The sequence below is a fragment of the Anaerotignum sp. genome, assembly GCF_040307045.1.
Taxonomy (GTDB): domain Bacteria; phylum Bacillota; class Clostridia; order Lachnospirales; family Anaerotignaceae; genus Chakrabartyella.
The window spans coordinates 178,834-200,879 of sequence record NZ_JAWRKF010000005.1 but is presented as its reverse complement, the minus strand read 5'-3'; the positions used below and the strand labels follow the sequence as shown (position 1 = coordinate 200,879).

Below are 22,046 nucleotides of genomic sequence, written 5' to 3'. Positions count from 1 at the left end.
TTGTTCAATTCGTCGGTTTTTCTATCGTTTTAATAGAAATTACTTTACGAAAAGCCATCTCATGTGTTTGAATCAAGAACATTCTTCCATTTCAAAGGCGTCGATTTAAATATCCCAAAGACATTTTTGCAACAATTCCAATAACCGTTCCTGTTGCAACTCCAAAAAAAAGTAAAAAAGGGAAATAATATAATAGCTTTAAATTTTCAACTACCATAGTAGCAACAATTATCTGACCTATATTATGAAATACACCCCCGGCGATACTAACACCGATTATGCTGAACTGATTTGTTTTTTTTAATAGTGCCATGATACCAAAACTTAAAATTGCTCCTGCTAAGCTATACAATAGTCCCGCGAACCCTGCAAAGAGTAATCCTGAAAGAAGGACACGCACAAAGGAGATAAAAAATGCTGCCTTCCCGTCCATAAAATATAGAACAATCACTATAATCACATTTGCCAGTCCTAATTTCATCCCAGGTACCAAAAGAGGCATTGGTATAAGCATTTCAACATAACCCATAAGAATTGCTAAGGACGCAAATAAACCATAATATGCAACTCTCTTACTTTGCATTTATCCCACCACCATATCAAACTCAGTTTCCTTCTCCCCCACAATCTCAACCACTAGTTTATGGGGTAAACAAACAATGGTTTCCCCTGTAAGATGAATTTTCTTATGTTCCACGCATATCTGATCCCGACAGTCTGCATCTTCAATAAAAACATATCCATCTTGTATTTTTATTATATTATAACCCTGTTGCGTTTCCACTGTAAATTCAGCATCTTCCCGCAAAGGTAACTCTACCTTCACTTCACCATCCACCAAAACCCTAGCAAATCCGCCCTCTTCTGCCCTTGAATAGAAAAACAACGCCAGGCCAGCTGCCAGAACCAGAAGAATAATAATGAGTATTTTGTCTGCTTTTTTCATATCCTGCACGCCTTTCTTCCACATAGGAAAAAAAGGAAGCCTTAGCTTCCTTTTCTTTGTAGTAGGATTTATTAAAAATAAACTAAACAAATGCCCAGAGCCGGAATCGAACCAGCGACACGAGGATTTTCAGTCCTCTGCTCTACCGACTGAGCTATCTGGGCATGTCTTTCTCACTGACGCCATACCAGTATATCCAAAATATATTTAAATGTCAACACATTTTTTGTTTTTTTGCGGGCAAGCTTAACCCACCCGCATTATTATTTGTCGATTTATAGTTTTTCTTTAGCCCTTTCATCCCAATATTCACAAGTAATGCCTACCACTTCAGATGTAAAAGGCTCTCCCTTTTTGGTCTTATAATGTTTGGTTGCCCGGAAGGCAAATTTTGCACCAACAAACAAAATTGGTAAGTTGCAATAAACAATAAGGATATTTCCCAAGTCTGAAATATACCACAAATTATCCAGTTCCAAGCCCGCCAAAACTGAAAGAACACCAAATGGGATAAACACCAACGCTCCTAATATTCGGATAAAATTAGTGAAACTCTTCTTCTTGCTAATGCGGTTAGCAGCAATCTCCGCAAAAATAATAAAACCAACCACACAAGTATAGGCGAATAAGCCATAACAAATACTAACTAAAAGAGTAATGATTCCATCTGCCCCCGTTCCCGGTGTTAATGATGTGATAGAAGCCAAGTATAAAGGAAGCTTTTGTCCATGCAAGGTCTCCCAACCTGTAGGATCGTTCCAAAGCTGCGCCATAACTACAATAAAGCCTGAAAGGGTACAAATAATAATTGTGTCTAGGAAAACGCCCAATGCCTGCACACACCCTTGCTCACAGGGGTGTTCCGCATTTGATGCCGCCGCAGACATGGTAATTGTACCTTGCCCCGCCTCGTTAGACATTAGACCACGCTTAACGCCCTGAACCAACGCTGTTCCGAAGAAACCGCCAAATATGGCCTCAGGTGTAAATGCCCCCTTGAAAACGGCACCAAAGAAAAATGGCACTGTGCCAATATTTAAAACGGCAATGACCAATACTGTAGTACAATATAGAACAGCCATAATTGGCACTATTTTGTCCGTAACCTTTGTAATTTTACGAATACCACCAAAAGCAAAAATACTGGTTCCCACAATTAAAACTACGGAAATGACATAGTATAGGGCTGAAGTTCTATCGTATGTATTACCTGTGACCACCTCTGCAATAGACCCAACGGATGAAAAAACATTGAACGCCTGGGCAGGCAAACAAAACATGGCATACAGAATAAAAATTGCCGACAGTGCTACACCAACCCACGCCCGATCCCCCATGACTTTTTTACCATAAAACGGAAGTCCGCCTACAAACTCATTGCCCTTCTTTTCTTTAAAAATTTGGGCTAAAGTTGCCTCCATAAAGGCCGTTGCCATACCAAAAAAGGCACTTATCCACATCCAAAACAACGCACCAGGACCACCAACAGAAACCGCCCCAGTAACCCCTAAAATGTTTCCCGGCCCAACACGCATTGCCGAGCTTAGAAAAAATGCTGCTAATGGTGAAATACCTATGGCTGCCGCTCTTTGCCTTGTCAAAATACGAAGGCCTTCTCGAAAATGCGTCACTTGTATAAAGCCTGTTTTTATGGTGAAAAAAATGCCAGAGCCGATCAGCAAAACCACTGCAAAACTTAAGTTCCCCAAAATTGGAATGGCGGCGTACCATTCAAAGTTTGTAGGAAAGTCCCATAAAAAATCGGCCACCGGAACAACAAATTCAAACACACCGTTCACTGCATCAAAAATTTCTTTCAAAGGATTCCCTCCCAACTGGTTTTTTCGTAAATTTTATTTCCCATACTGCATCACACAACTAACGTGAATACTATTTTTTTCTTCCTTCTATCTTTATTTTATTTTTCCTATCTCCTAATTTTCTACGAAATGCAAAATTGTTTCTGTTTTTACATACTGGTAGCCATTATTTTTTTTGCTGCATTATATTAATGATGGTTGTATCCATAGTATACATCCCCTCGGTAGAGATTCTTCCTAGGTTTTTGGTTGTCTGCTCTGCTGAAGAACCAACAACACCAAAATAATTTGGTATTGCTTTTTTATTTATTGCTAGCATGGCAGATAAAAAGGAAGTATAAACCCCTGTTGACGCCTTTAGAGAACACCCTGTGCTGCCTCCATCACAAATCATACCTGTAAGATTTGCCGCCAAATGATTGATGGCATTACTTACTTCTGTCGCCCCGCCACCCATAAGAAATGTAAGGCCAGCTGCAGCACCACTACCGCCACCTAGAACACAACCACAAAGGGCGGAAAGCCTACCTGTGTAATGCTTACTAAAAATAGTAACCAAACAACTTAAAGTAACAGCTCGTATGATTTCATCCTCAGAGGCATTTATGCTTCTACCATAGGACACCACAGGTAAAGAACAAACAATCCCATGGGATCCGCTTCCCACAATGCTCATTGCTGGGAACGGCAAACCGGAAAGCCTGGCATCCATAGCCCCACAAGTTAGTTTTTGTGCTTGATAAATCATATCAATCCCCAGAACACCTTTTTGGTGAAATGCATCCAAAGTTGCACCTATAGATAATCCTAATCCCTTTTGACCCTCCTCTGAAAGCCTGCAGTTCATTGCTATCATTTCTTTAATAATGATAAGCTCATCAATGGAAACTGTGGAGGCATAATCCACCATTTCGGCAATTGTAATGGTGTCAAAATCAAGCATCTCCTGTGCTGTTTCTTCCTTGATTTGTTCTTTAATCAAAACAATCTCGTTATTTTTTGCCACATAAACAATATTATCGTGTGTCCCCTCGATTCGAGCAATACCAATACCCCTTGTTGTCGTTACCTCTGCTTCTATGTAGATACTTTCCCTTTCCTTCGCCAGTGAAAGGTCCACGGGGATGGATTTTGCCTGTTCCACCTGTTCTCCGGTAATGCCCTTTAAGCACTCCAATCCCAATTCCCATTTTCCACCTAGGGCTCCCAGTGCCGCTGCCATTTCGCAACCTAGCTCCTCGGTTCCAGGAATACTGCAGGAGAAACCGTTTTTATACATACCTCCGTTCATGCTCATTTCAATATGCAGCACCGCTCCTCCAACTTCGGCATATGCTCTTGCTGCAGCTAAAGCAATTGCACCTACTTCTGTTACCCCCAGTGCCGGCCGGATTTCAGATTGCAACAATGTTGTAAAGTGCGTCATTTGACCCCCTCTTTCTAGTGTTTCTTTTGTATTTTCTATTGCTTTCAGTATACCGTCTCCCCTATAGAAATACCACTTTTTTCTATGTACCATTTGAAAAAATTTCTTAATTCTTTATGTATACTGCATAATTCCCTAATTTTACTTGTTTTTTGCCTCTACGTTTTCTATAATGAAACAGCTATTATTTTTTTACAGCAAGTATGCTGTTATTTTTAGGAGGGTATTATGGATCAACAAAGAGAAAAATTCTCATCAAGACTGGGATTTATCCTGATTTCTGCCGGCTGCGCCATCGGACTTGGAAATGTTTGGAAATTCCCTTACATTACCGGTCAATACGGTGGTGCCGCTTTCGTATTGATTTACATTCTGTTTTTAATTTTATTAGGCATCCCCATCTTGGTCGCCGAGCTATCCGTTGGTCGTGCCAGCCAAAAAAGTGTAGCAATGTCAATGGATGTTCTACAACCCAAAGGAACAAAATGGCATTTTTTCAAGTACTTTGCCATGGCTGGTAATTATATTTTAATGATGTTTTACACTACTGTTGCCGGTTGGATGATTTATTACTTCTTTAAAATGGCAAGTGGTGGCTTTGTAGGGTTGGATAAAGATGGTGTATCCAATGTTTTCGGTTCTATGCTAGGTAATCCTGGATTAATGACAGGTTTTATGGTTATCGTTGTTGTGGTTAGCTTTGGCATTTGTAGCCGTGGCTTACAAAAAGGAGTTGAAAAAATTACAAAAGTAATGATGGTATTATTGCTTTTGTTAATGCTGGTTTTAGCAACTCGTTCTATTTTCTTAGAGGGCGGCGAGGATGGTCTGCGTTTCTACTTAGCTCCCAATTTCTCGGCTTTAAAGGAATATGGCATTGTGGAAGTTCTGTTTGCCGCTTTGGGACAGGCCTTCTTTACCCTTAGCATTGGTATGGGTGCTATAGCAATTTTCGGTAGTTATATTGACCGCTCTCGTTCTTTAACTGGTGAAGCTATGTGCATTACCTTTTTAGATACAATGGTTGCTTTGATGGCTGGTTTAATCATATTCCCTGCTTGTTTTGCTTATGGCATTAACCCGGATGCTGGCCCTAGCTTAATTTTTATCACTCTGCCAAACGTATTTAATGCAATGCCCGGCGGTCGATTATGGGGTTCTTTATTCTTTTTGTTTATGTGTTTTGCTGCATTTTCAACTGTTATCGCCGTTTTTGAAAACATCATTTCTTTCGGAACAGATTTAACAAAGGCAAGCAGAAAGAAAGTTATTGCTTACAACTTAGCTGCAATTATCATTCTTTCCCTCCCTTGTGTCTTGGGCTTTAACGTTTTAAGTGGAGTTCAGCTTTTGGGCGAAGGTTCAACCATTTTAGATTTTGAAGATTTTATTGTCAGCAACAATATTCTTCCCTTGGGCAGTGTTGTTTACGTATTATTCTGTACCTGGAAAATGGGTTGGGGTTGGGACAACTTTATGGCTGAAGCAAATAGCGGCAAAGGCATAAAATTCCCTAAATCCATTCGTTTCTATGTCCAGTGGTTCTTACCTATAGTGGTATTGTTCGTATTTGTTATGGGCTATAAATCACTATTCTTCAGCTAAAACGAACAAAAGCATCCTTCTATTGTTTGGAAGGATGCTTTTTTCGTGCCTGTTTTCCTAATTTAAATTATTAAGGCTAGGAGTTAAAATCCTTATGGGTAATAAGGTGAAAACGAACATAGGAATTTCGGTAAAAATCCCCTACTTTTACAAATAGAATTGCATTTCGTTTTAAAGCATTGTACGATGATAAAGAAGCGGTGCTAAATGAAATAGAAAGATATATCTTATGAAAATCAAATTGGCAACCCTTATATCATCATCCATTGCATTTATTAGAGAATATAGCCCCTACGGCTCGGAAAACATTGTAACCATGGAGGAACTTAAGTCGTGGGTTCCAGTCAATCATCTGAAGAATGAAAATGTAGTAATTTGGGGCATAGTCCATGATAATACTACACCAATGACCAAAGATACAGGCACTTTGTGTGTTTTTACCGTATACTTAGTTTAAACTGACAATAAGAACGGAGGAGATATTTATGAAATTAGCTCTAATCCAAATGAAAACCAAAAACACCCCAGAGGAAAATCTAGTGGAGGCAAAAAAGATGCTGGCTAAGGCGGCAAAAGAAAATGTCCATATTGCTGTTTTTCCCGAAATGTTTGCTTGCCCCTATGACAACAGCTGTTTTCCACGTTTTGCCATGGATCAAGAAAGCCCATTTTTAATAGAAATGGGGAACTGCGCCGCAGAATTAGGCATTTACATTGTGGCTGGGTCTGTTCCTGAAAAATCTAATCATAAAATTTATAATACCTCTTTTGTTTTTGATCCAAAAGGGCAGAGAATTGCCAGACACCGTAAAATCCATTTGTTCGACATCGATGTGGAGGGGGGGCAAAGGTTTGTTGAGTCCGACGTCCTTTCACCCGGACAGGATTTTACCACTTTTGATACACCATGGGGAAAACTGGGGCTTATGATTTGCTATGACATTCGTTTCCCAGAAGTTGCACGTTTATTAGCTCTTCAAGGTGCAAAAGGCATTATCGTGCCCGCTGCTTTTAATATGACTACAGGTCCCGCCCACTGGGAATTTTCTTTCCGCGCCAGGGCTTTAGATAACCAAGTGTTTATGGCAGGGGTTGCACCGGCCAGAGATACAATGGCATCTTACATCGCATGGGGACATACCATATCCACTGACCCATGGGGTGCAATATTGACCCAGATGGACGAAAAAGAAGGCATTGCATTTGTAGAATGGGAAATGGAGAAACTGGACAAAGTACGCAGAGAATTACCCCTATTAAAACACCGCCGTACAGACTTATACCGTTTAACGGAGGTTCCTATTTCTCCTGAATAAATAAATAAAAATCTTTAAAATTAAATAAGGAGTTTTTATGATGAAAGAAACAATATATTTAGCTGGTGGCTGTTTTTGGGGCACCGAAAAATACATGGAATCTATAGAAGGTGTGCTCTCCACTCGTACAGGGTACGCCTTGGGGAAAAAAAATGGCGTGGAGGCACAACTTCCACAAACTGTTACCTACGAACAAGTTTGCGGTCATATTGGACATGCAGAAGCCGTAGAGGTTGTATTTGACCCGAAAAAAATAAACCTTGAAGAAATTCTTACGGAGTATTCCTATACCATAGACCCAACCTCCATAGGAAGGCAAGGCATGGATATTGGTATTCAATACCGCACAGGTATCTACTATACCGTGACAGAACAAGAGCCCATCATCCTTACTTTTCTTAAAAAATTGCAGCAAGAATACAATGAGCCTGTAGTGGTAGAATGTCTGCCCTTATTACAATTTATTCAGGCTGAGGAATACCATCAAAAATATCTAACCAAAAACCCAAATGGATATTGCCATATTAACTTTGCAATAATCGCAAAGAAAAAACAACGATTGGTTAATCCTGAAAAATATCCAAAGCCTGAAAGGGAAGTCCTTAAAAAAAGCCTTAACCCGTTGCAGTATGCCGTTACCCAGCAAAACGAAACGGAACCACCATTTTTTAATAAATATTGGCAAACACAAGAAGACGGTATTTATGTGGACATCACAACGGGAGAGCCCCTGTTCACCTCAAAGGATAAGTTTCAATCCGCCTGTGGTTGGCCTGCCTTTGCAAAACCCCTTGACCCCAATACAATCGTGGAGTATGATGACTTATCCCATAACATGATCCGCACTGAAGTTCGCAGTCGGACAGGCAACGCCCATCTGGGTCATGTTTTTGATGATGGCCCAAAAGAGTTGGGTGGTCTACGCTATTGCATCAACAGTGCCTCATTGCGCTTTATCCCCAAAAAAGACATGGAAAAGGAAGGATATGGCGAATTTTTGCCTTTTCTATAAGAAAATGGTTGTGTTTTTTACACTTGGAGGCTAAAATAAGAAACATATGAATTCAGAAATAAGAAAAGGAGCGATCTCTTGTGGATTTGACAACAGTAAAATCAGTCTACCGTGATACGGCTACCTATGCAAACAAAGAGGTAACCATTGGCGGTTGGATTCGTACTATGCGTGTTTCCAAAAACTTTGGCTTTATTGAGCTAAATGACGGTTCTTTCTTCAAAAATATTCAGGTTGTTTTTGAAGCTGAAACCTTATCTAACTATACAGAAATTACAAAGCAAGGCGTGGGTGCCGCTTTAATTGTAAAAGGACTTGTATTGGAAACACCCGATGCAAAGCAACCTTTTGAGTTAAAGGCATTGGAAATCGAAGTAGAAGGTACTTCTACCCCCGAATATCCTTTGCAGAAGAAACGCCATGGCGTTGAATTTCTACGCCAGATTGCTTATTTACGCCCCAGAACAAATATGTTCTCTGCAACATTCCGTGTTAGAAGCTTAATTGCATATGCAATTCATAACTTCTTCCAGGAAAGAGGCTTTGTTTATGCACACACTCCCATCATCACAGGTAGTGACTGCGAAGGTGCTGGTGAAATGTTCCGCGTGACAACCTTAGACTTGAACAATCTTCCTAAAACAGAAGATGGAAAAGTAGATTTCTCCAAGGACTTCTTTGGCAAAGAAACCAACTTGACTGTAAGCGGTCAGCTTTCTGCTGAAACCTTTGCTATGGCTTTTCGCAATGTATATACTTTTGGTCCTACTTTCCGAGCAGAAAACTCCAATACAGCTCGCCATGCAGCAGAATTCTGGATGATTGAGCCGGAAATGGCTTTTGCTGATTTGCAGGATGATATGGAACTTGCAGAAGATATGTTAAAATATATCATCCGCTATGTTATGGAGAACGCTCCGGAAGAAATGGAATTCTTCAACAGTTTTGTTGATAAAACATTGTTGGAGAGATTGCAGAATATTCTGGACAACAACTTTGCCCGTGTTACCTACACAGAGGCTGTTGACTTGTTAATTAAGAGTGGCCAGGAATTTGAGTATCCTGTAGAATGGGGTATTGACTTGCAAACTGAGCATGAGAGATATCTAACAGAACAGATTTTCCAAAAACCTGTTTTTGTAACCAACTATCCTAAGGATATCAAGGCATTCTATATGCGTATGAACGAAGATAACAAAACCGTTGCCGCAATGGACCTTTTGGTTCCCGGTGTAGGTGAAATTATCGGCGGTAGCCAGAGAGAAGAAAGACTAGACCTCTTAGAAAAGCGTATGGATGAACTGGGTCTTAATAAAGAGGATTACTGGTGGTATCTTGACCTTAGAAAATACGGTGGTACCAGACACGCAGGCTTTGGCTTAGGTTTTGAGCGCGCTGTTATGTACCTAACTGGCATGGGCAACATCCGTGATGTATTACCTTACCCTAGAACTGTGAAAAATGCAGAATTCTAATTTTATGACAATTTAAACCCACGAGCAATGCGGCGAGTGTTCACATGGAAAATTTGTGAACCTCCTAACTATGAGAAATATTAAGCGGATAGCTACGGCTATCCGCTTTTTGCTGTCTCAAATTGCAGGCTGAAGCCATTAGCCCATGCAAGCACTCCACAAACACCAAACATTTCTTCGGTGCCTCAATATCAAACTCTTTCTTCACATTTTTTTGCATATCAATGTCAAGGTAGTGAATCCAATTTTCTTGCGGAACAGTTTGTGAATATTTTTCAGCTTTTTCCTTTACCTCAATGTTCCCAAGGTTCATATTTTAGGAAGCCGACAAACTTATCTACTCTATGGCCTTATGCTTACCCTGACAAGATCACCCAGTATACACAGAAAATCATAGGCAATGGATTCACTTAGTTTATTAAAAAGGATTATGAGTCACCGCTCTTTTTGTATGGAAGAATTGAAACATACGCTTGAGCTACAAGAAGTCTGTACCCAAGCGGTCACCACCTGTTTGGACAAAGGTAACCGCTGGGACAAAAAAATGGCCAAGACTCTGTGTGAATTTACTCAGGCGTATCCCAGCTTTGCTAAAGCTACGATAAAAGTACAGTATGGGCTGTTGCCAAAGAAAAAGTCTAAGTATCAAGGTACCTTGCTTTGCTAACTCAAGTGGGGCAGGTTCCTATTGTAATAATGATGTATGGGCACCTTCCCAGGATTGGGAATTTTACTAATTTTTCTCTAAAATAATTGCCTGATCATTGCTATTGGCATCTTTATTTACGCCAGCTGCTTATCCATTACAGGGGGTAAACGCTAAGATACACACCACCACAAGGAGAAGTTTAAAAAAGATTTTCATGGTACTGCATGGTACTGCCTTCTGTGACGCTTTCAGTCACAGAATTGGGTTGTTTAAAGGAGGCGACAAGCATTCCGCTCACCACCTCCAGTTTGAATCTTTTAACTTTATGGGTTGTTAATTTTTAGAAAACATTCTGACAAATCTTGTGAGAATCGTTGCTACTTCCCCACGAGTAGCCTTACCACGTGGATCAAGGATGCCATTTCCTTTTCCCGAGATGAGGTCGTTTTCTACAGCCCAAGCCATCGGAGACTTTGCATACTCAGAAATTATGTCTGTATCGGTGAACTCCGTCAAATTGGAATGCTTGGATACATTATAGCCCTTGAACTGGGCATAGCGGTAAAGGATAGATGCCATCTGCTCACGGGTGATGTTATCGTCCGGACCGAACTTACTGTTGCCGTAGCCCCCTACAATTTCGTTTTCTTGTGCCCAGTTCACGCCCTCTGCATAGTACGCACCTCTTTCTACGTCCTTAAACATGGACGTTACACTTGCAGTTGGTTCCTTTTCCATTCTCCAAAGTACTGTAGCAATCATTCCACGAGTGGTGTTGCCGTAAGGTCTGAAGGTGGTTTTGCTTGTGCCACTAAACCAAACACTGTTTACTCCAGAATAAACTGCATCTACAAACCAGTCGTTTTCCTGTACATCATCAAAAGCTACGCCTGTTTGAGGATTCACGTGACCGTTGCTGCTTGCTTTAAAGATGGCTTTCAATGTTTGGTTTTTTGTTACATCTTCAAAAGTATAGCTCGCCTTTGCACCAATGCTTCTACCGTCTACCAAAACATCGGAAACCACATAGCCCATATCGGGGATAAATGTTAAGGTTTGATCTTGCAACTTACGTATTGTAACCGTATTATTTCATCCGCCGTCAGGAGAAATGTTGCCGTTACCCTCCTTAGTAATTTTTATATCGTAGTAGTCGTAGGAGTATGCTCCACCAGATGAACTACCGCCAGAAGCTTTAATTGTAAAAGTTGTTGTTGCAGTGCCTGTTGTTGAAACAATATTAAGGGTATAGGTTCCTGCGGAAAGCGTTTTTAGGTAACTGTTTTTCAATGTTACGATTGTACTTCCCGAAGCCTTGGTATAATGGGCATCTTCCGTTAGCGTAGTTGGTGCAGTACCTTGTTTTCCTACTTCAACACCCTGAAAATTTGCAAGATCTGCACTTGAGGTAACTACCAAGTCACTGGTTGTTGAGGCTATAATGCTTTGATTTGCCCCTGCGGTAATGGTAGGAGAAGCTATTTCCAATTTAAGCTGGTTGTTATCTGCCACTGCCACAGCAAAATTGCTGTTATCAGCGGTGAAATTTTCTGCATAGTCACTGTTCGTCACAGCATCACCTGAGGTAAACACACCAGTTTGCGATTCAACGGAAATATCCGCCTTCATCTCTAAAATGGAAACACCGATTTGGTTTGTATTGGTCAGTGCCTCTGAAATTTTAATAGTGGGTATAATCGGCGCAGTTCTTGAACCCATATCGTTAATTAAATAAACAAGGTCAATATTGCTGTTTGTATTTCCCACTTTATTATCAGAAATATTGATATCTCCACCTAGAGTAATGTCTTTTAGGCTCAGGATACCAGCTCCAACTAATCTAGAGGTATTACCCGTAATGCTACCACCCAGCATTGTAAAGTTAGCTAAATTAGTCACAGCCCATAAGTACCACCACCATTATGTAAGATACTACCGCCATACATGGTGGATGTGCCTGCTTCATTATAGACACCGGCAGTTTCTTTAGCAAAATTATCAGTGATAGAACCACCATACATGGTAAATATTCCGCTATTATCTATGGTATTACCCGTTGTTGTATTTTTGGTAATACTGCCACCGTACATAGAAAATGTGCCCCTTAAATCAATGATAATCGGTGAGTAATTGTTATTAAGTCCTGTGATTTTACCACCACTATTTTGGCTGCCGTCACAGTCGCACAGGTTTAGTGCACCAGAAAGATAAAACACCGGGTCTGTCTTCTCCTCCACATTTAAGCCCCTTGCGTCTAGCTTGTATCCATTTAAGCATAGGTTCATGGTTTTACCCTCAGCTATGTAAATTCTTGCCGGCATCGTCATATCATGAGTAAGATAGTAGTTCCCTTCCAAGGATACAATGCCATCCCAGTCATCGGGGAGCGGCTCATATTGAACAACGCTATGGCTTGTGTGGTGGCCGATGTTTGTATCGCCACCGCAGACACAGTGGGAGTGAGGTACAGTCCATGCTGTACCAAATACAGGGTAGCCACCATTGGTGGGGGTGCTTTTGTTGTCGGCTTTCCATGTGTAGTAGTCGGTACTGGCGGTGGTGTATACCCAAGTGTTCAGGCTGTCAACGAGTAGCAGCTCTGATATCGCCCTCAAACCCAGAAATTGCTCCAGCAATCGCATTGCTGTCTGCGCTGATGGCTGTGACGCTGCAGGTGTTAAAACAGTTGCCTATTGTCGTTGTGCCATTGTCTCTTGAAGCTGCAACTCCCGTAATGCCACCAACATAAAGATCGCCTGCACCTCCAAAGGTACTCTTAACGCTGCCGGAGGCGATGCAGAGGTTTTGAATGCGTGCTCCACCTATGCTCTTGAGCAGACCGGCGTAGTTTTCCGTGCTGTCAATGGTCAGCCCTGAAATGCTGTGGCCCTGTCCATCTAACGTTCCGCTGAACAAGGTGCCGTTACCCACCGGCGACCTCAGAAATGCAGACACGTCTATGTCATTGTCCAGATAAATTGCGTAATCAAGATAGCTGCTGCCATTTGCGCTCCACCACGCCCCACCCTTGGCGGTTTTGATATGTAGGGTATCTCCGCCGGTAATTTCATAGTCCCTGCCGCTTGCCGCCTCTGTGCCATCAAAGCTACCGTCTGCATACTGTGCCGCCGTGGGGAGTTTCAGTTCCCAAGTAGCGCTTTTCTGATTATACGCACACGTGGTTGCGACTGCTTCAGTCGTTCCCGTAAGCCCAGCATAAACGAGACGATCGCTTGCTTGCGTGTTGCCACTGGCAAAAAGAGTACCGCTTACAAAGCGTATGCCCTGACTCTCACCTGATGAGTTGCTATACAAACCATTGCTAAATGCTGTGTCACCGCCAGTTGCTGTAACATTTGCTAAATCTGTAATGATAAGCTTCATTCCTGCCGAAATTCCTCTACTATTCCCCCATTGACCGGTGGATTTCCCCCCTATTGCCACTACGGTAACATTGCCACCTATGGTAATTGTTTTGTTAGGCAAACTGCCGATTCCACAGCTGTTATTTGAAGTTGTTCCACCCGTTGCGGTTAGTACGCCTGTGCCAATAAAAGTCACCGAGCCATCGGCATAAATACCTGAGCTATTCTCAGTGCCGTCATAGGTGCTGGTTATCACATTCACTCCTGTGCAAACCACTGTTGTGTTATCGGGTAGCTTTATCGCAATGGGTGCACTTGTGGAAAAATCAACACCATTTAAGGTGAGCGTAAAACCATCAGTGTCATTACCAGACCAAGTCGACTTGTCAGTTCCAAGCAGACTTTCTGCATATAATGTATTTTGATTTGCCACTTTGGTAAAATCAACAAACTCAGGCGTAGGTACGATTTTAACATATTTGTTTGTAGTGGAATTCTCCAACAAGGGTCCTATATTTATTGGATCATCTCCACACCAAACGGTATACCCTTCCGCCACAGTATTGTTGCCGCCTTGGAATATGCCATTAGTGATTGCGATACCTGCCACACCACTACCACACTTGGCAATTAAGGAGACAGCCCCCGAAATATTTACACTACCGACAATCCCCATGCCTGAAAGACGTGTATCGCCATTACTATTTCCACCTGTTGCAGTAAGTGTTCCGTTCCCTTTTACAACAATATTGCCTTTAATTCCTGCACCTCCACCAGTGGATTCTCCAGTGCCCGGCCCTTCAACTCCGCCAGTAAAAGAGCTGTCCGATACAATGTTTAGAACTGTTCCGCCAGTTACAGTTAGGGCGGTTACGCCGTCACTATCTGGCTTCCCTTGTGGTGCACCAATGGTAATGCCGTCAAGGTTTAGGGTAACATCACTTGCATTTACCACAATGGCATTAGAGGTGTAGGTCACACCGCTTTTCATAGCAACGGTGTATTCGCCACCTGCCGCAAAGGTGAGGACACCGTCTGTAAAGGTGGGGGCGGTATCGCCCTCGACCACACTCACCAAAAAGTCACCATATACCGTAGGGGTGCTAGGGTTGGGGGATATTTTGACATATTTTTTTCCACTGAAGCTATAGTCTTCACTGCATGAGCCTGTTGTTAACTCACTGCCGTCAGTATTGGCGTTGACAGTAAACTGTAAATTCTTAGACTTAGGGATACTGTTCCCCCAACCCGCAAAATTAGCTGCCGTATTTTCACCAACAAAAAGTACTGTGCTGTCATGGCTCATGACTAATTTTCCGCCGCCGGAATTATGCATATAAGCTTGTTTTTTACTTGTAATGGACAAATTTCCAGCGTTTTTCAGCTCTATTTTTGGGCTATTAGAAACATTCCAATCATAAATGCCCACAACATACTCCGGTGTTGTTTGCTCGTTAATCATAGTTACCGTTCCACCATCAATTGTCAGAGTGCCGCCGTTTGTACTGCCCAGCGAAACACTCGCTAAAGTTGTGGTGGAACTCCCGGTGGCATTTCCTGCAGTCAAAGCAAGAGAGCCACTGCCGGTTATGGTAAGGGGTTTATCAACACTAATATTATACAATCTTGATAATGAGCTACTTCCTCCACCAAGGTTAATACTATTGCTCCCAATTAAGTTAATTGTACCACTCTCTTTAGAGTAAATACTTGCGCTATAAAAGGGAGAATTTGTGCAAAACCCGGCTTCGTGGGTAATGGTTGCATTATCTAAAGTCAAGGTATTTGTATCGGCATCATAGCTCACTGTACCCGTTATGCCCGTGCCTGTGATATCACTTGCGTTGTCTGAGGTGACTTGTGTGCTCCCCACCCAAACGTCGTAATTTGTAACACTCCTTGGTGAGCCAAGCAGCGCAGGTTGCTCTAGCACCTTCTCACATTCCTCGCACAAAAAGCCACACACTACACCCTCACTCGCAGGGGTATAACCACAATTCTCATCATGCTCATGGTTGCAAGGCGCACCCTCCACCGCAGGGGTTTCAGCCACAGCAGGTATATAGGCACAGTCATCTACATGGTCAATTACACCATCTTCATTTGTGTCAGTACATCCTTTGTCGCAAGGCACTTCCTCTATTTCTGGGATTGCTTCAACTGCTGGAATAAATCCGCAAGCCTCATCATGCTCGTGGTTTCACGCCACATCCTGTTATGCAGGAGAATACCCGCACGCTTCATTATGCTCTGTGTGATGCTCGCACAAATTCATTGCTACACTGTCTGCAATATCGCTGATGCCCAAAGGGGCGATGCTCTGTGTAGCAAAGGCACCCATTGGCATCATGGTGAACACCATACAGAGCACAAGTAATAGGATTACAAGTTGTTTCTTCATTGTTTTCATCCTCTCAATCTAATATTTTTTTTGGACAATAACACACGCCCACTTCAAGACAGCGAGGCTTGTCTAAATGAAAATCAGCGTAGACACAATACCAACATCTATTTTCCGGAGCACCTTCCCTCGGGGTGAAGGCTGGGCAAACCTGTTTCGGCCAGACATTCCCTCAGCATTAGGTGCAGCTAATTCCATATTGCTATTTCGCTTGTTTTCACGCTCCTGCATCTTTAAATCACCTCCTTTTTCCCAGTGTTTGTATACCCAAAGACAATAGCATAAAAAATAAAAAAACAACCCTATATTACAAAATAGGGTCGTTTTTTTACAAATTGTTCCCAATATTATTCGAAATTTGACTTGACAAACAGGCATATTTATGATTGGTAGCAGAAAATTCTTACGTTAAAAATGCCATTATCCGCTTTGTAAATCACATCTCCACAGTAATGCCCAGCAAAAGTTCCAATTGCTTTTGTACCGATACCATGCCCTGTTTTTGTTGATGTGGGAATGCCGTTTTCACCAAAGAGAACTTCGCCTTGGAATGAATTTTCTATTTCTATGATGAGCTGCTTCTCACAAAAAACTGTAAGGTTGAGATAGCGTTTTTTCTCCCTGTGGCATCAAAGCACAGGCATTTATCGCATTTTCCATCAGGTTTGAAAGTACCATAGAAAGCTCCAGGGAGTCTATAAATGGCTCTTTTGGTATCTCGGTGCGTATATTACAGGAGATTCCATTGCTTTCGGCAAGAGCTGCATAGTAGCCGATTGCGGCTCCTGTAGCAGGGTTTTCACAATACATTTTTTGAGGGCTATTTATAGAAATCTTTTGCTGACGGCTCAGCAAAATTTCCATTTCCTCCATATTACCCTTTGATAGTAGTTCAAGCAAGGCATTGTTAAAGTGGCGACGATCGTGATTGAGTATACTCATTTTCTTCTGGGACTCGGCCATTAGTGTAATACGTTGCTCCATAGAGTGTGCGGCTTGACGCAGGAGCTTCTGGCTATTTTGCATTCTTTGGTTTTCTTGCCGAGCGGCATACTCCCTTGTGAGGATTTTGAGCGAGTGAATAATTCCAATATAAATTGATAGTCCAAGCAAAATGAGAAGAATAAGTGGCAAAGAGTTATCATATAGCTGTTCTTCAATAACGCCTTCAAAAAAGTAGCCTAAAAAACATATGAACAGAAAAATTACAGGCAAAAGGTAAATGTGCCAATATTCAAGAACTTTTCGGTAAAGCTTAGATACCCATTTGCGAAATGCAAAAGCGATAACACCAAACAAAATAAACCGTAAAAAGGTGATGGCATAGTAAGGGTTAGGGAAAAGGTCGCAAAGAATATAGCTTAAAAATACCACAGCGGCATAAATGTTTAGCATGGTCAGATAGCTAAAGCACCACTGCATTATTTTATCCTTAAACAAGGGTTTTCGTGCAATCCCTATAACGAATAGCATAATTAAGTCAATATAAAATACAGCGGTATAATTTTCTGCAAGATAGAAGTAGAAGTTTGCACAAATGTTTATCATCAGCAGCACTACTGTTACAAGTACATACACCCATTTGCTTTTGTATTTTGGTGTTGCCATAGTGCAAAGGAGCAAAATAAGCATTGCGTCAGTGACAAAGGCCCGCAGCAAATCGGGGAGAAGATTTGTCATGGCTTTTGCCCCTCCCTTGCCAGACGGTAATCAAGACATTTGTCACGAACAGCGGTATATTGCTTTTTGGAAACGGGAACAGAAATACCACCACGCAAAATCATCTCCTCACGTGTAAGCTGTTCTACGTGGTGCAAATTTACCGTAAAAGAAATATGCGGCTGCAAAAAATCTGGTCTACTTAAAAGGGAGGCAATCTGTTCTGTAAAGCTTTGGGTGGAAGAAAGACTGTGCAGCTTTTCTCCACTTATAAGTAAGTAGGTAACGCCTCGTCCTTTGTACTCACAACAGAGAATACTACGCACAGAGACCACAAAAATACCCTCCTTGGTTTTCACTGTAATGGTTTCGTCTTCTGCCTCAACCTTTGACAAAGCGAGAGTTAAAGTGGAAAAAAGGGCCTGCTGACTTACGGGTTTTACTAAAAAGTTGATAGGGTTTGCTGCAAATGCTTGCAGAGCAAACTGAGGTTCGGTGGTGGCGTAGATGATTTGAGCTTCTCTATCAAGGCGCCGAATCTCTTTGCCAAGGGATATTCCATCCACCATAGGCATTACAATATCCAGTATATATAAATGAAACCGACAGCTTTCACAGGATGAAAGTAGTACATCGGGGTGGGAAAATTCAACAAGTTCTGCAAATATTTTATTGTGCTTGAGAAATTGACGAGTTAATTCTGTTAAAATGGATAATTCTTTTTCGTTATCATCACAAATCGCTATTTGGAGCGTTTTGTTCACCTCCATTTTAATATAATATTTTATCATGTTTTGGTGGTTTGTGTCTATTGTATGTAGATAGGTGTTCAAAATTAAAAGCAACCGCACCTAATATTCTTGAGGTGCGGTTGCTTTTTTCTTATTCAGTTTGTCTTGACCCTCGATCCACAAGTTGCGTTTATGACTAATCATATTTGTTTCGGGGCTTCTTTTTTAGCTTTCTTTTGTACGAAACGTAACTTTTTTATTTGCCTTTGTTCTCTGGAATAAGATAAGCACAATGATAAAGGAAAGTGTTTGGGCCATGGCAATCCGCAACACTTGCAACTGATCCCCACCAGACACTCCTGTAATATGTAATATATTGATAATGGTATTATTAAAAAAATGATCCGCCATGGGTACCCAAAGGTTTCCACAAATTTTTGTCAGCAGGCAAAGCTTTGCCCCCATAAGGCCAGACATTAAAACCAAACTCAGCATAGCGATACAAGTAGGTAATAGCCCCATCTGTCCATCTAAAAAGCTTCGCATAGGTGCTGCAATATGCCAAAATCCAAATAAAACAGAGGAAATCACCGTAGCCCTAAGAAATGAATTTTTTTCTTCTGCCATTTTCAAGAATAACCCTCGAAAGACCCCTTCCTCCATTACTACATTCATGATGTTCCCAGCAAAACAAACTAAATAAAATTTCAAAGCTATTTGATTTCCAATGTTCCCTCCAATTTCATAGCTGGTAACATAAAGCTCCAGACTAGGAGTATTCCCAGAAACATACTGTGCCACAAATTCTATTCCATAGGCAGGGATAAATACCAAAAGCCCAAGGCCTAAGCCTAAAACGATATTTTTACCAATCAGCGTCGGTGCAAATCCAATTTCTCTCCAAGAAATAGATTGATATCTTAAAGCTATTAAAAGAATCAAGATTCCTATTAATTTGTGAATAAATGCCTCTCCCAATATGCTTTGGTCTGTTCGCAGAACCAAATATTCGAACCCTCTAAAAATAAAACAAAAGACATAAATGCCTAGAATAAAACAGAAACTACCAAATTTTTTTTCTTTTTCCATTTTAAACTCCTTTGAAGTAAATATATCCTACATAAGAAATGCACTTTTATCCTAGCATTCCTATTTTTCTTTGCAAAGGTTTCTTCTGTTAATAATTGGTAGAAGCTTATCCCCATGTCTTATCACAATTTAACACAAAGGTTTGTAGCTTTTTGTTTTCGCAAAACACCAGGAACAACAGGGGTTCTCGATGCTTAAATTAGGATGTTTTTTGGGAATTTACCATCTCAAAAAAACAGCGATCCATCGCATAAGCTGCAATCTTCGCTGTTTTTATAATCTTTTTGGGTTGGAAGACTTCTTTTATCTTCTAATCATATCTCTTGTGATTTCTGCTATATCGGTAGCACCGCACATAGCCATGGTATCACGCAGTTCTTCTCCCACCTTATTAATATAGGCCGAAACGCCCTCTACACCGCCACCATAAACAGCAGTTACAAAAGGTCTTGCAATGATTACTCCGTGGGCACCCATAGCAAGGGCTTTAAATACATCCCCTCCCGTACGAATACCACCGTCAACAAAAATCTTCATATGATCACCTACTGCGGCAACAATTTCTTCCAAAACATCAGCCGTTGCAGCACAACCGTCCAAAACTCTGCCACCGTGATTTGATACTACAATTGCACTTGCCCCTGCTTCTTTTGCTTTTAATGCACCTTTTACACTCATAACGCCCTTAACAATAAAAGGAACCTTCGCCAGGGAAATAATCTCCTTTAATTCTGCTGTGGTTTTGCTCCCAGCAGGAGGTATCATATTTTTCAAAAAAGGCAATCCCGCTGCATCAATATCCATTGCAACAGTAAAGGCATCACTTTCAGCCACAAGCTCCATTTTTTCAGCGATGGTTTCAATATTCCATGGCTTAATGGTAGGAATACCCAGTCCCCCTACTGCCTGAATTGCCCTTGTTGCCCCCACCATAACGTCAGGGTTCACACCATCACCAGTAAATGCTGCTACACCACACTGGCAACAAGCAGAAACCAATGTCTCATTATAGGTAATGTCGCTGTATTTATCGCTATAATGTAATTGCACTGCCCCTACAGGTCCAGCAAAAAATGGATATGCAAAATGCTTTCCAAACAATTCAATACTAGTATCAATCTCTTTGTTTTCACAAATGGTATCCATATTTAAATAAATTTTTCTCCAAGCATTATAATTACGAGTAGCCGTATCCCCAATTCCCTTTGAGCCAGGACCAGGCAACTTATTACCGCAAGCCTTACCATTACAAACAGGACAGGCAAAGCATTTATCTCCAATACAGCTTCTTGCTACTTTTACTACTTCTTCATATGTCATTTAAGAACCCCCTTTTTTAGGCATATCATATCACAACAAAATGGGGAAATCAAACCCTTCCAGCGCAGATTTCGCGTTGTATTAATTCATCCCTAAAAACATTCATAGTATACCAAAAATGAACTTTTTATAATTATACATTAATACGCCTATTTTTTATTTTATAAAATTTATCTAAGTCTTTTTTCACCGCTTGCCGTATAAATTTCATACCATTCCCAACGCTCCAACTTCACATCTAAAGCCTTTATGGCATGATCTAATCGAGAGAGTTTGCTACTACCAACGATGGGCATCGCCTTAACCGGATGATACAAAATCCATGCGTAGGCAATCTCCTCTGCTTCAACACCATGACGATCACCGATTTCTTCAAGCTTTTTGTGCACGTTTACGTAAGGCTTATCCCCAGAGGTAAAAATCTTTCCGCCCGCCAAGGATGACCATATCATAGGATGAATACCCTTTTGTGTCAGCATATCCATCATACCGGAATCAAAATGTTCAAAGCAGCAAGGGTTCCACTCGATTTGATTGGTGCAGAGCTGATTTTTAGTAAATTCATTTAATGCTTGAAACTTAAAGGGATCAAAATTAGAAACGCCAATTTCTCTTACTAACCCTTCTTTTTTCAGCTCCAGCATTGCCTTGCCTACTTCCTGAGGAGAAAAGCATGGATCCTCTCTATGAATTAAATACAAATCCAAATAGTCACAACAAAGACGCTGTAAACTTTCCTTGCAGGAGGTCTTAATCCTCTCATAAGACGTATCATAATATTTTAAACCATCCTTATTAAAAATACCCGTTTTGCTCACTAACTGAATTTGATGGCGTAAAGCAGGATTTTTTTGAAACACCCTCCCCAATTGGGTTTCACACTCACCAAAGCCATAAATTTCAGCAGTGTCTAGGGTCGTTACTCCTCGGTCTATACAACCTTTTATAAATTTCTCCAGGGTTTTTGTATCCCATTCCCAATTTGTCAGACGCCAAAACCCTTGAATAATGCGAGATAGAGACAACTCTTCTGTAATCTTCATGTATTCCATTGAAACACCTCCTTAGTTTATATTCATTATTGTTCGACACAAGCAAAAATATCCCTTTGACACAACGCACAATTAATATTTATACCCCTTATAAATAACTTTTATTGCATAATGTGTATCAATTACCAGGTTATATTTGCATATTTATATTTATTTCGCATATTATTCATACCACGTTTT

22 protein-coding genes and 1 tRNA gene are annotated in these 22,046 nt (G+C 41.1%); 5 read left to right on the top strand and 18 right to left on the bottom strand.

Going from position 1 to position 22,046, the window contains the following annotated elements; genetic code table 11:
• Positions 1-91 precede the first annotated feature (91 nt).
• The 5 genes from ABVZ64_RS04460 to ABVZ64_RS04440 form a co-directional block, all read right to left on the bottom strand.
• Positions 92-583 carry a Gx transporter family protein gene (locus tag ABVZ64_RS04460; protein ID WP_352399851.1) on the bottom strand — a complete coding sequence of 164 codons (492 nt, stop codon included), beginning with the start codon at positions 581-583 and terminating at the stop codon, positions 92-94.
• Positions 584-946 (bottom strand): NusG domain II-containing protein, encoded by a 363-nt coding sequence (locus ABVZ64_RS04455; RefSeq protein WP_352399850.1) that lies wholly within the window; start codon positions 944-946, stop codon positions 584-586.
• A gap of 91 nt (positions 947-1,037) precedes the next feature.
• Positions 1,038-1,110, bottom strand: a tRNA-Phe gene (locus ABVZ64_RS04450).
• Between the two features lie 111 nt (positions 1,111-1,221).
• Entirely contained in the window at positions 1,222-2,766 is a 1,545-nt protein-coding gene (locus tag ABVZ64_RS04445) for an alanine/glycine:cation symporter family protein (protein WP_352399849.1), read from the bottom strand.
• A 166-nt stretch (positions 2,767-2,932) separates the two neighbouring features.
• Entirely contained in the window at positions 2,933-4,192 is a 1,260-nt protein-coding gene (locus tag ABVZ64_RS04440; RefSeq protein WP_352399848.1) for an L-cysteine desulfidase family protein, read from the bottom strand.
• 228 nt (positions 4,193-4,420) lie between these two features.
• On the opposite strand from ABVZ64_RS04440, the gene ABVZ64_RS04435 reads away from it, so the two are divergent.
• The 5 genes from ABVZ64_RS04435 (at position 4,421) to asnS (ending at position 9,600) form a co-directional block, all read left to right on the top strand.
• Positions 4,421-5,797 (top strand): sodium-dependent transporter, encoded by a 1,377-nt coding sequence (locus ABVZ64_RS04435; RefSeq protein ID WP_352399847.1) that lies wholly within the window; start codon positions 4,421-4,423, stop codon positions 5,795-5,797.
• A 229-nt stretch (positions 5,798-6,026) separates the two neighbouring features.
• Positions 6,027-6,254, top strand: coding sequence for a hypothetical protein (locus ABVZ64_RS04430; RefSeq protein WP_352399846.1), 228 nt, complete (start codon positions 6,027-6,029; stop codon positions 6,252-6,254).
• 28 nt (positions 6,255-6,282) lie between these two features.
• Positions 6,283-7,113 (top strand): carbon-nitrogen hydrolase family protein, encoded by an 831-nt coding sequence (locus tag ABVZ64_RS04425; RefSeq protein WP_352399845.1) that lies wholly within the window; start codon positions 6,283-6,285, stop codon positions 7,111-7,113.
• Between the two features lie 40 nt (positions 7,114-7,153).
• Positions 7,154-8,125, top strand: coding sequence for a peptide-methionine (R)-S-oxide reductase MsrB (msrB, locus tag ABVZ64_RS04420; RefSeq protein WP_352399844.1), 972 nt, complete (start codon positions 7,154-7,156; stop codon positions 8,123-8,125).
• 80 nt (positions 8,126-8,205) lie between these two features.
• On the top strand, positions 8,206-9,600 hold the full coding sequence (gene asnS, locus ABVZ64_RS04415) for an asparagine--tRNA ligase (protein ID WP_352399843.1): 1,395 nt from the start codon (positions 8,206-8,208) through the stop codon (positions 9,598-9,600).
• Positions 9,601-9,664: 64 nt separating this feature from the next.
• Here the strand turns inward: asnS and ABVZ64_RS04410 are convergent, their stop codons facing one another.
• The 13 genes from ABVZ64_RS04410 to ABVZ64_RS04350 form a co-directional block, all read right to left on the bottom strand.
• Positions 9,665-9,913: a hypothetical protein gene (locus tag ABVZ64_RS04410; protein WP_352399842.1), complete on the bottom strand. Its 249-nt coding sequence runs from the start codon at positions 9,911-9,913 to the stop codon at positions 9,665-9,667.
• Positions 9,914-10,582: 669 nt separating this feature from the next.
• Positions 10,583-11,317 carry an S-layer homology domain-containing protein gene (locus tag ABVZ64_RS04405; protein ID WP_352399841.1) on the bottom strand — a complete coding sequence of 245 codons (735 nt, stop codon included), beginning with the start codon at positions 11,315-11,317 and terminating at the stop codon, positions 10,583-10,585.
• 24 nt (positions 11,318-11,341) lie between these two features.
• Entirely contained in the window at positions 11,342-12,148 is an 807-nt protein-coding gene (locus tag ABVZ64_RS04400) for a hypothetical protein (RefSeq protein ID WP_352399840.1), read from the bottom strand.
• The gene (locus tag ABVZ64_RS04395; RefSeq protein ID WP_352399839.1) at positions 12,145-12,864 is read right to left on the bottom strand and encodes a hypothetical protein; all 720 of its coding nucleotides are present in this window, start codon (positions 12,862-12,864) and stop codon (positions 12,145-12,147) included. The genes ABVZ64_RS04400 and ABVZ64_RS04395 overlap by 4 nt, the downstream gene beginning before the upstream one ends.
• Positions 12,833-15,748, bottom strand: coding sequence for a beta strand repeat-containing protein (locus tag ABVZ64_RS04390; RefSeq protein WP_352399838.1), 2,916 nt, complete (start codon positions 15,746-15,748; stop codon positions 12,833-12,835). The genes ABVZ64_RS04395 and ABVZ64_RS04390 overlap by 32 nt, the downstream gene beginning before the upstream one ends.
• 81 nt (positions 15,749-15,829) lie before the next feature.
• Positions 15,830-16,015 (bottom strand): hypothetical protein, encoded by a 186-nt coding sequence (locus ABVZ64_RS04385; protein WP_352399837.1) that lies wholly within the window; start codon positions 16,013-16,015, stop codon positions 15,830-15,832.
• A 72-nt stretch (positions 16,016-16,087) separates the two neighbouring features.
• Positions 16,088-16,246: a hypothetical protein gene (locus ABVZ64_RS04380; RefSeq protein WP_352399836.1), complete on the bottom strand. Its 159-nt coding sequence runs from the start codon at positions 16,244-16,246 to the stop codon at positions 16,088-16,090.
• Positions 16,247-16,395: 149 nt separating this feature from the next.
• Positions 16,396-16,578: an ATP-binding protein gene (locus tag ABVZ64_RS04375; protein ID WP_352399956.1), complete on the bottom strand. Its 183-nt coding sequence runs from the start codon at positions 16,576-16,578 to the stop codon at positions 16,396-16,398.
• 19 nt (positions 16,579-16,597) lie between these two features.
• Positions 16,598-17,695 (bottom strand): ATP-binding protein, encoded by a 1,098-nt coding sequence (locus tag ABVZ64_RS04370; protein WP_352399835.1) that lies wholly within the window; start codon positions 17,693-17,695, stop codon positions 16,598-16,600.
• Positions 17,692-18,438 (bottom strand): LytR/AlgR family response regulator transcription factor, encoded by a 747-nt coding sequence (locus ABVZ64_RS04365; protein ID WP_352399834.1) that lies wholly within the window; start codon positions 18,436-18,438, stop codon positions 17,692-17,694. The genes ABVZ64_RS04370 and ABVZ64_RS04365 overlap by 4 nt, the downstream gene beginning before the upstream one ends.
• Before the next feature lie 192 nt (positions 18,439-18,630).
• Positions 18,631-19,494, bottom strand: coding sequence for a CPBP family intramembrane glutamic endopeptidase (locus ABVZ64_RS04360; RefSeq protein WP_352399833.1), 864 nt, complete (start codon positions 19,492-19,494; stop codon positions 18,631-18,633).
• A gap of 303 nt (positions 19,495-19,797) precedes the next feature.
• Positions 19,798-20,814: an alpha-hydroxy-acid oxidizing protein gene (locus tag ABVZ64_RS04355; RefSeq protein WP_352399832.1), complete on the bottom strand. Its 1,017-nt coding sequence runs from the start codon at positions 20,812-20,814 to the stop codon at positions 19,798-19,800.
• Between the two features lie 170 nt (positions 20,815-20,984).
• A complete protein-coding gene (locus ABVZ64_RS04350) occupies positions 20,985-21,866 on the bottom strand; it encodes an aldo/keto reductase (RefSeq protein WP_352399831.1) in 882 nt (293 codons plus the stop codon).
• Between the last annotated feature and the right edge of the window lie 180 nt (positions 21,867-22,046).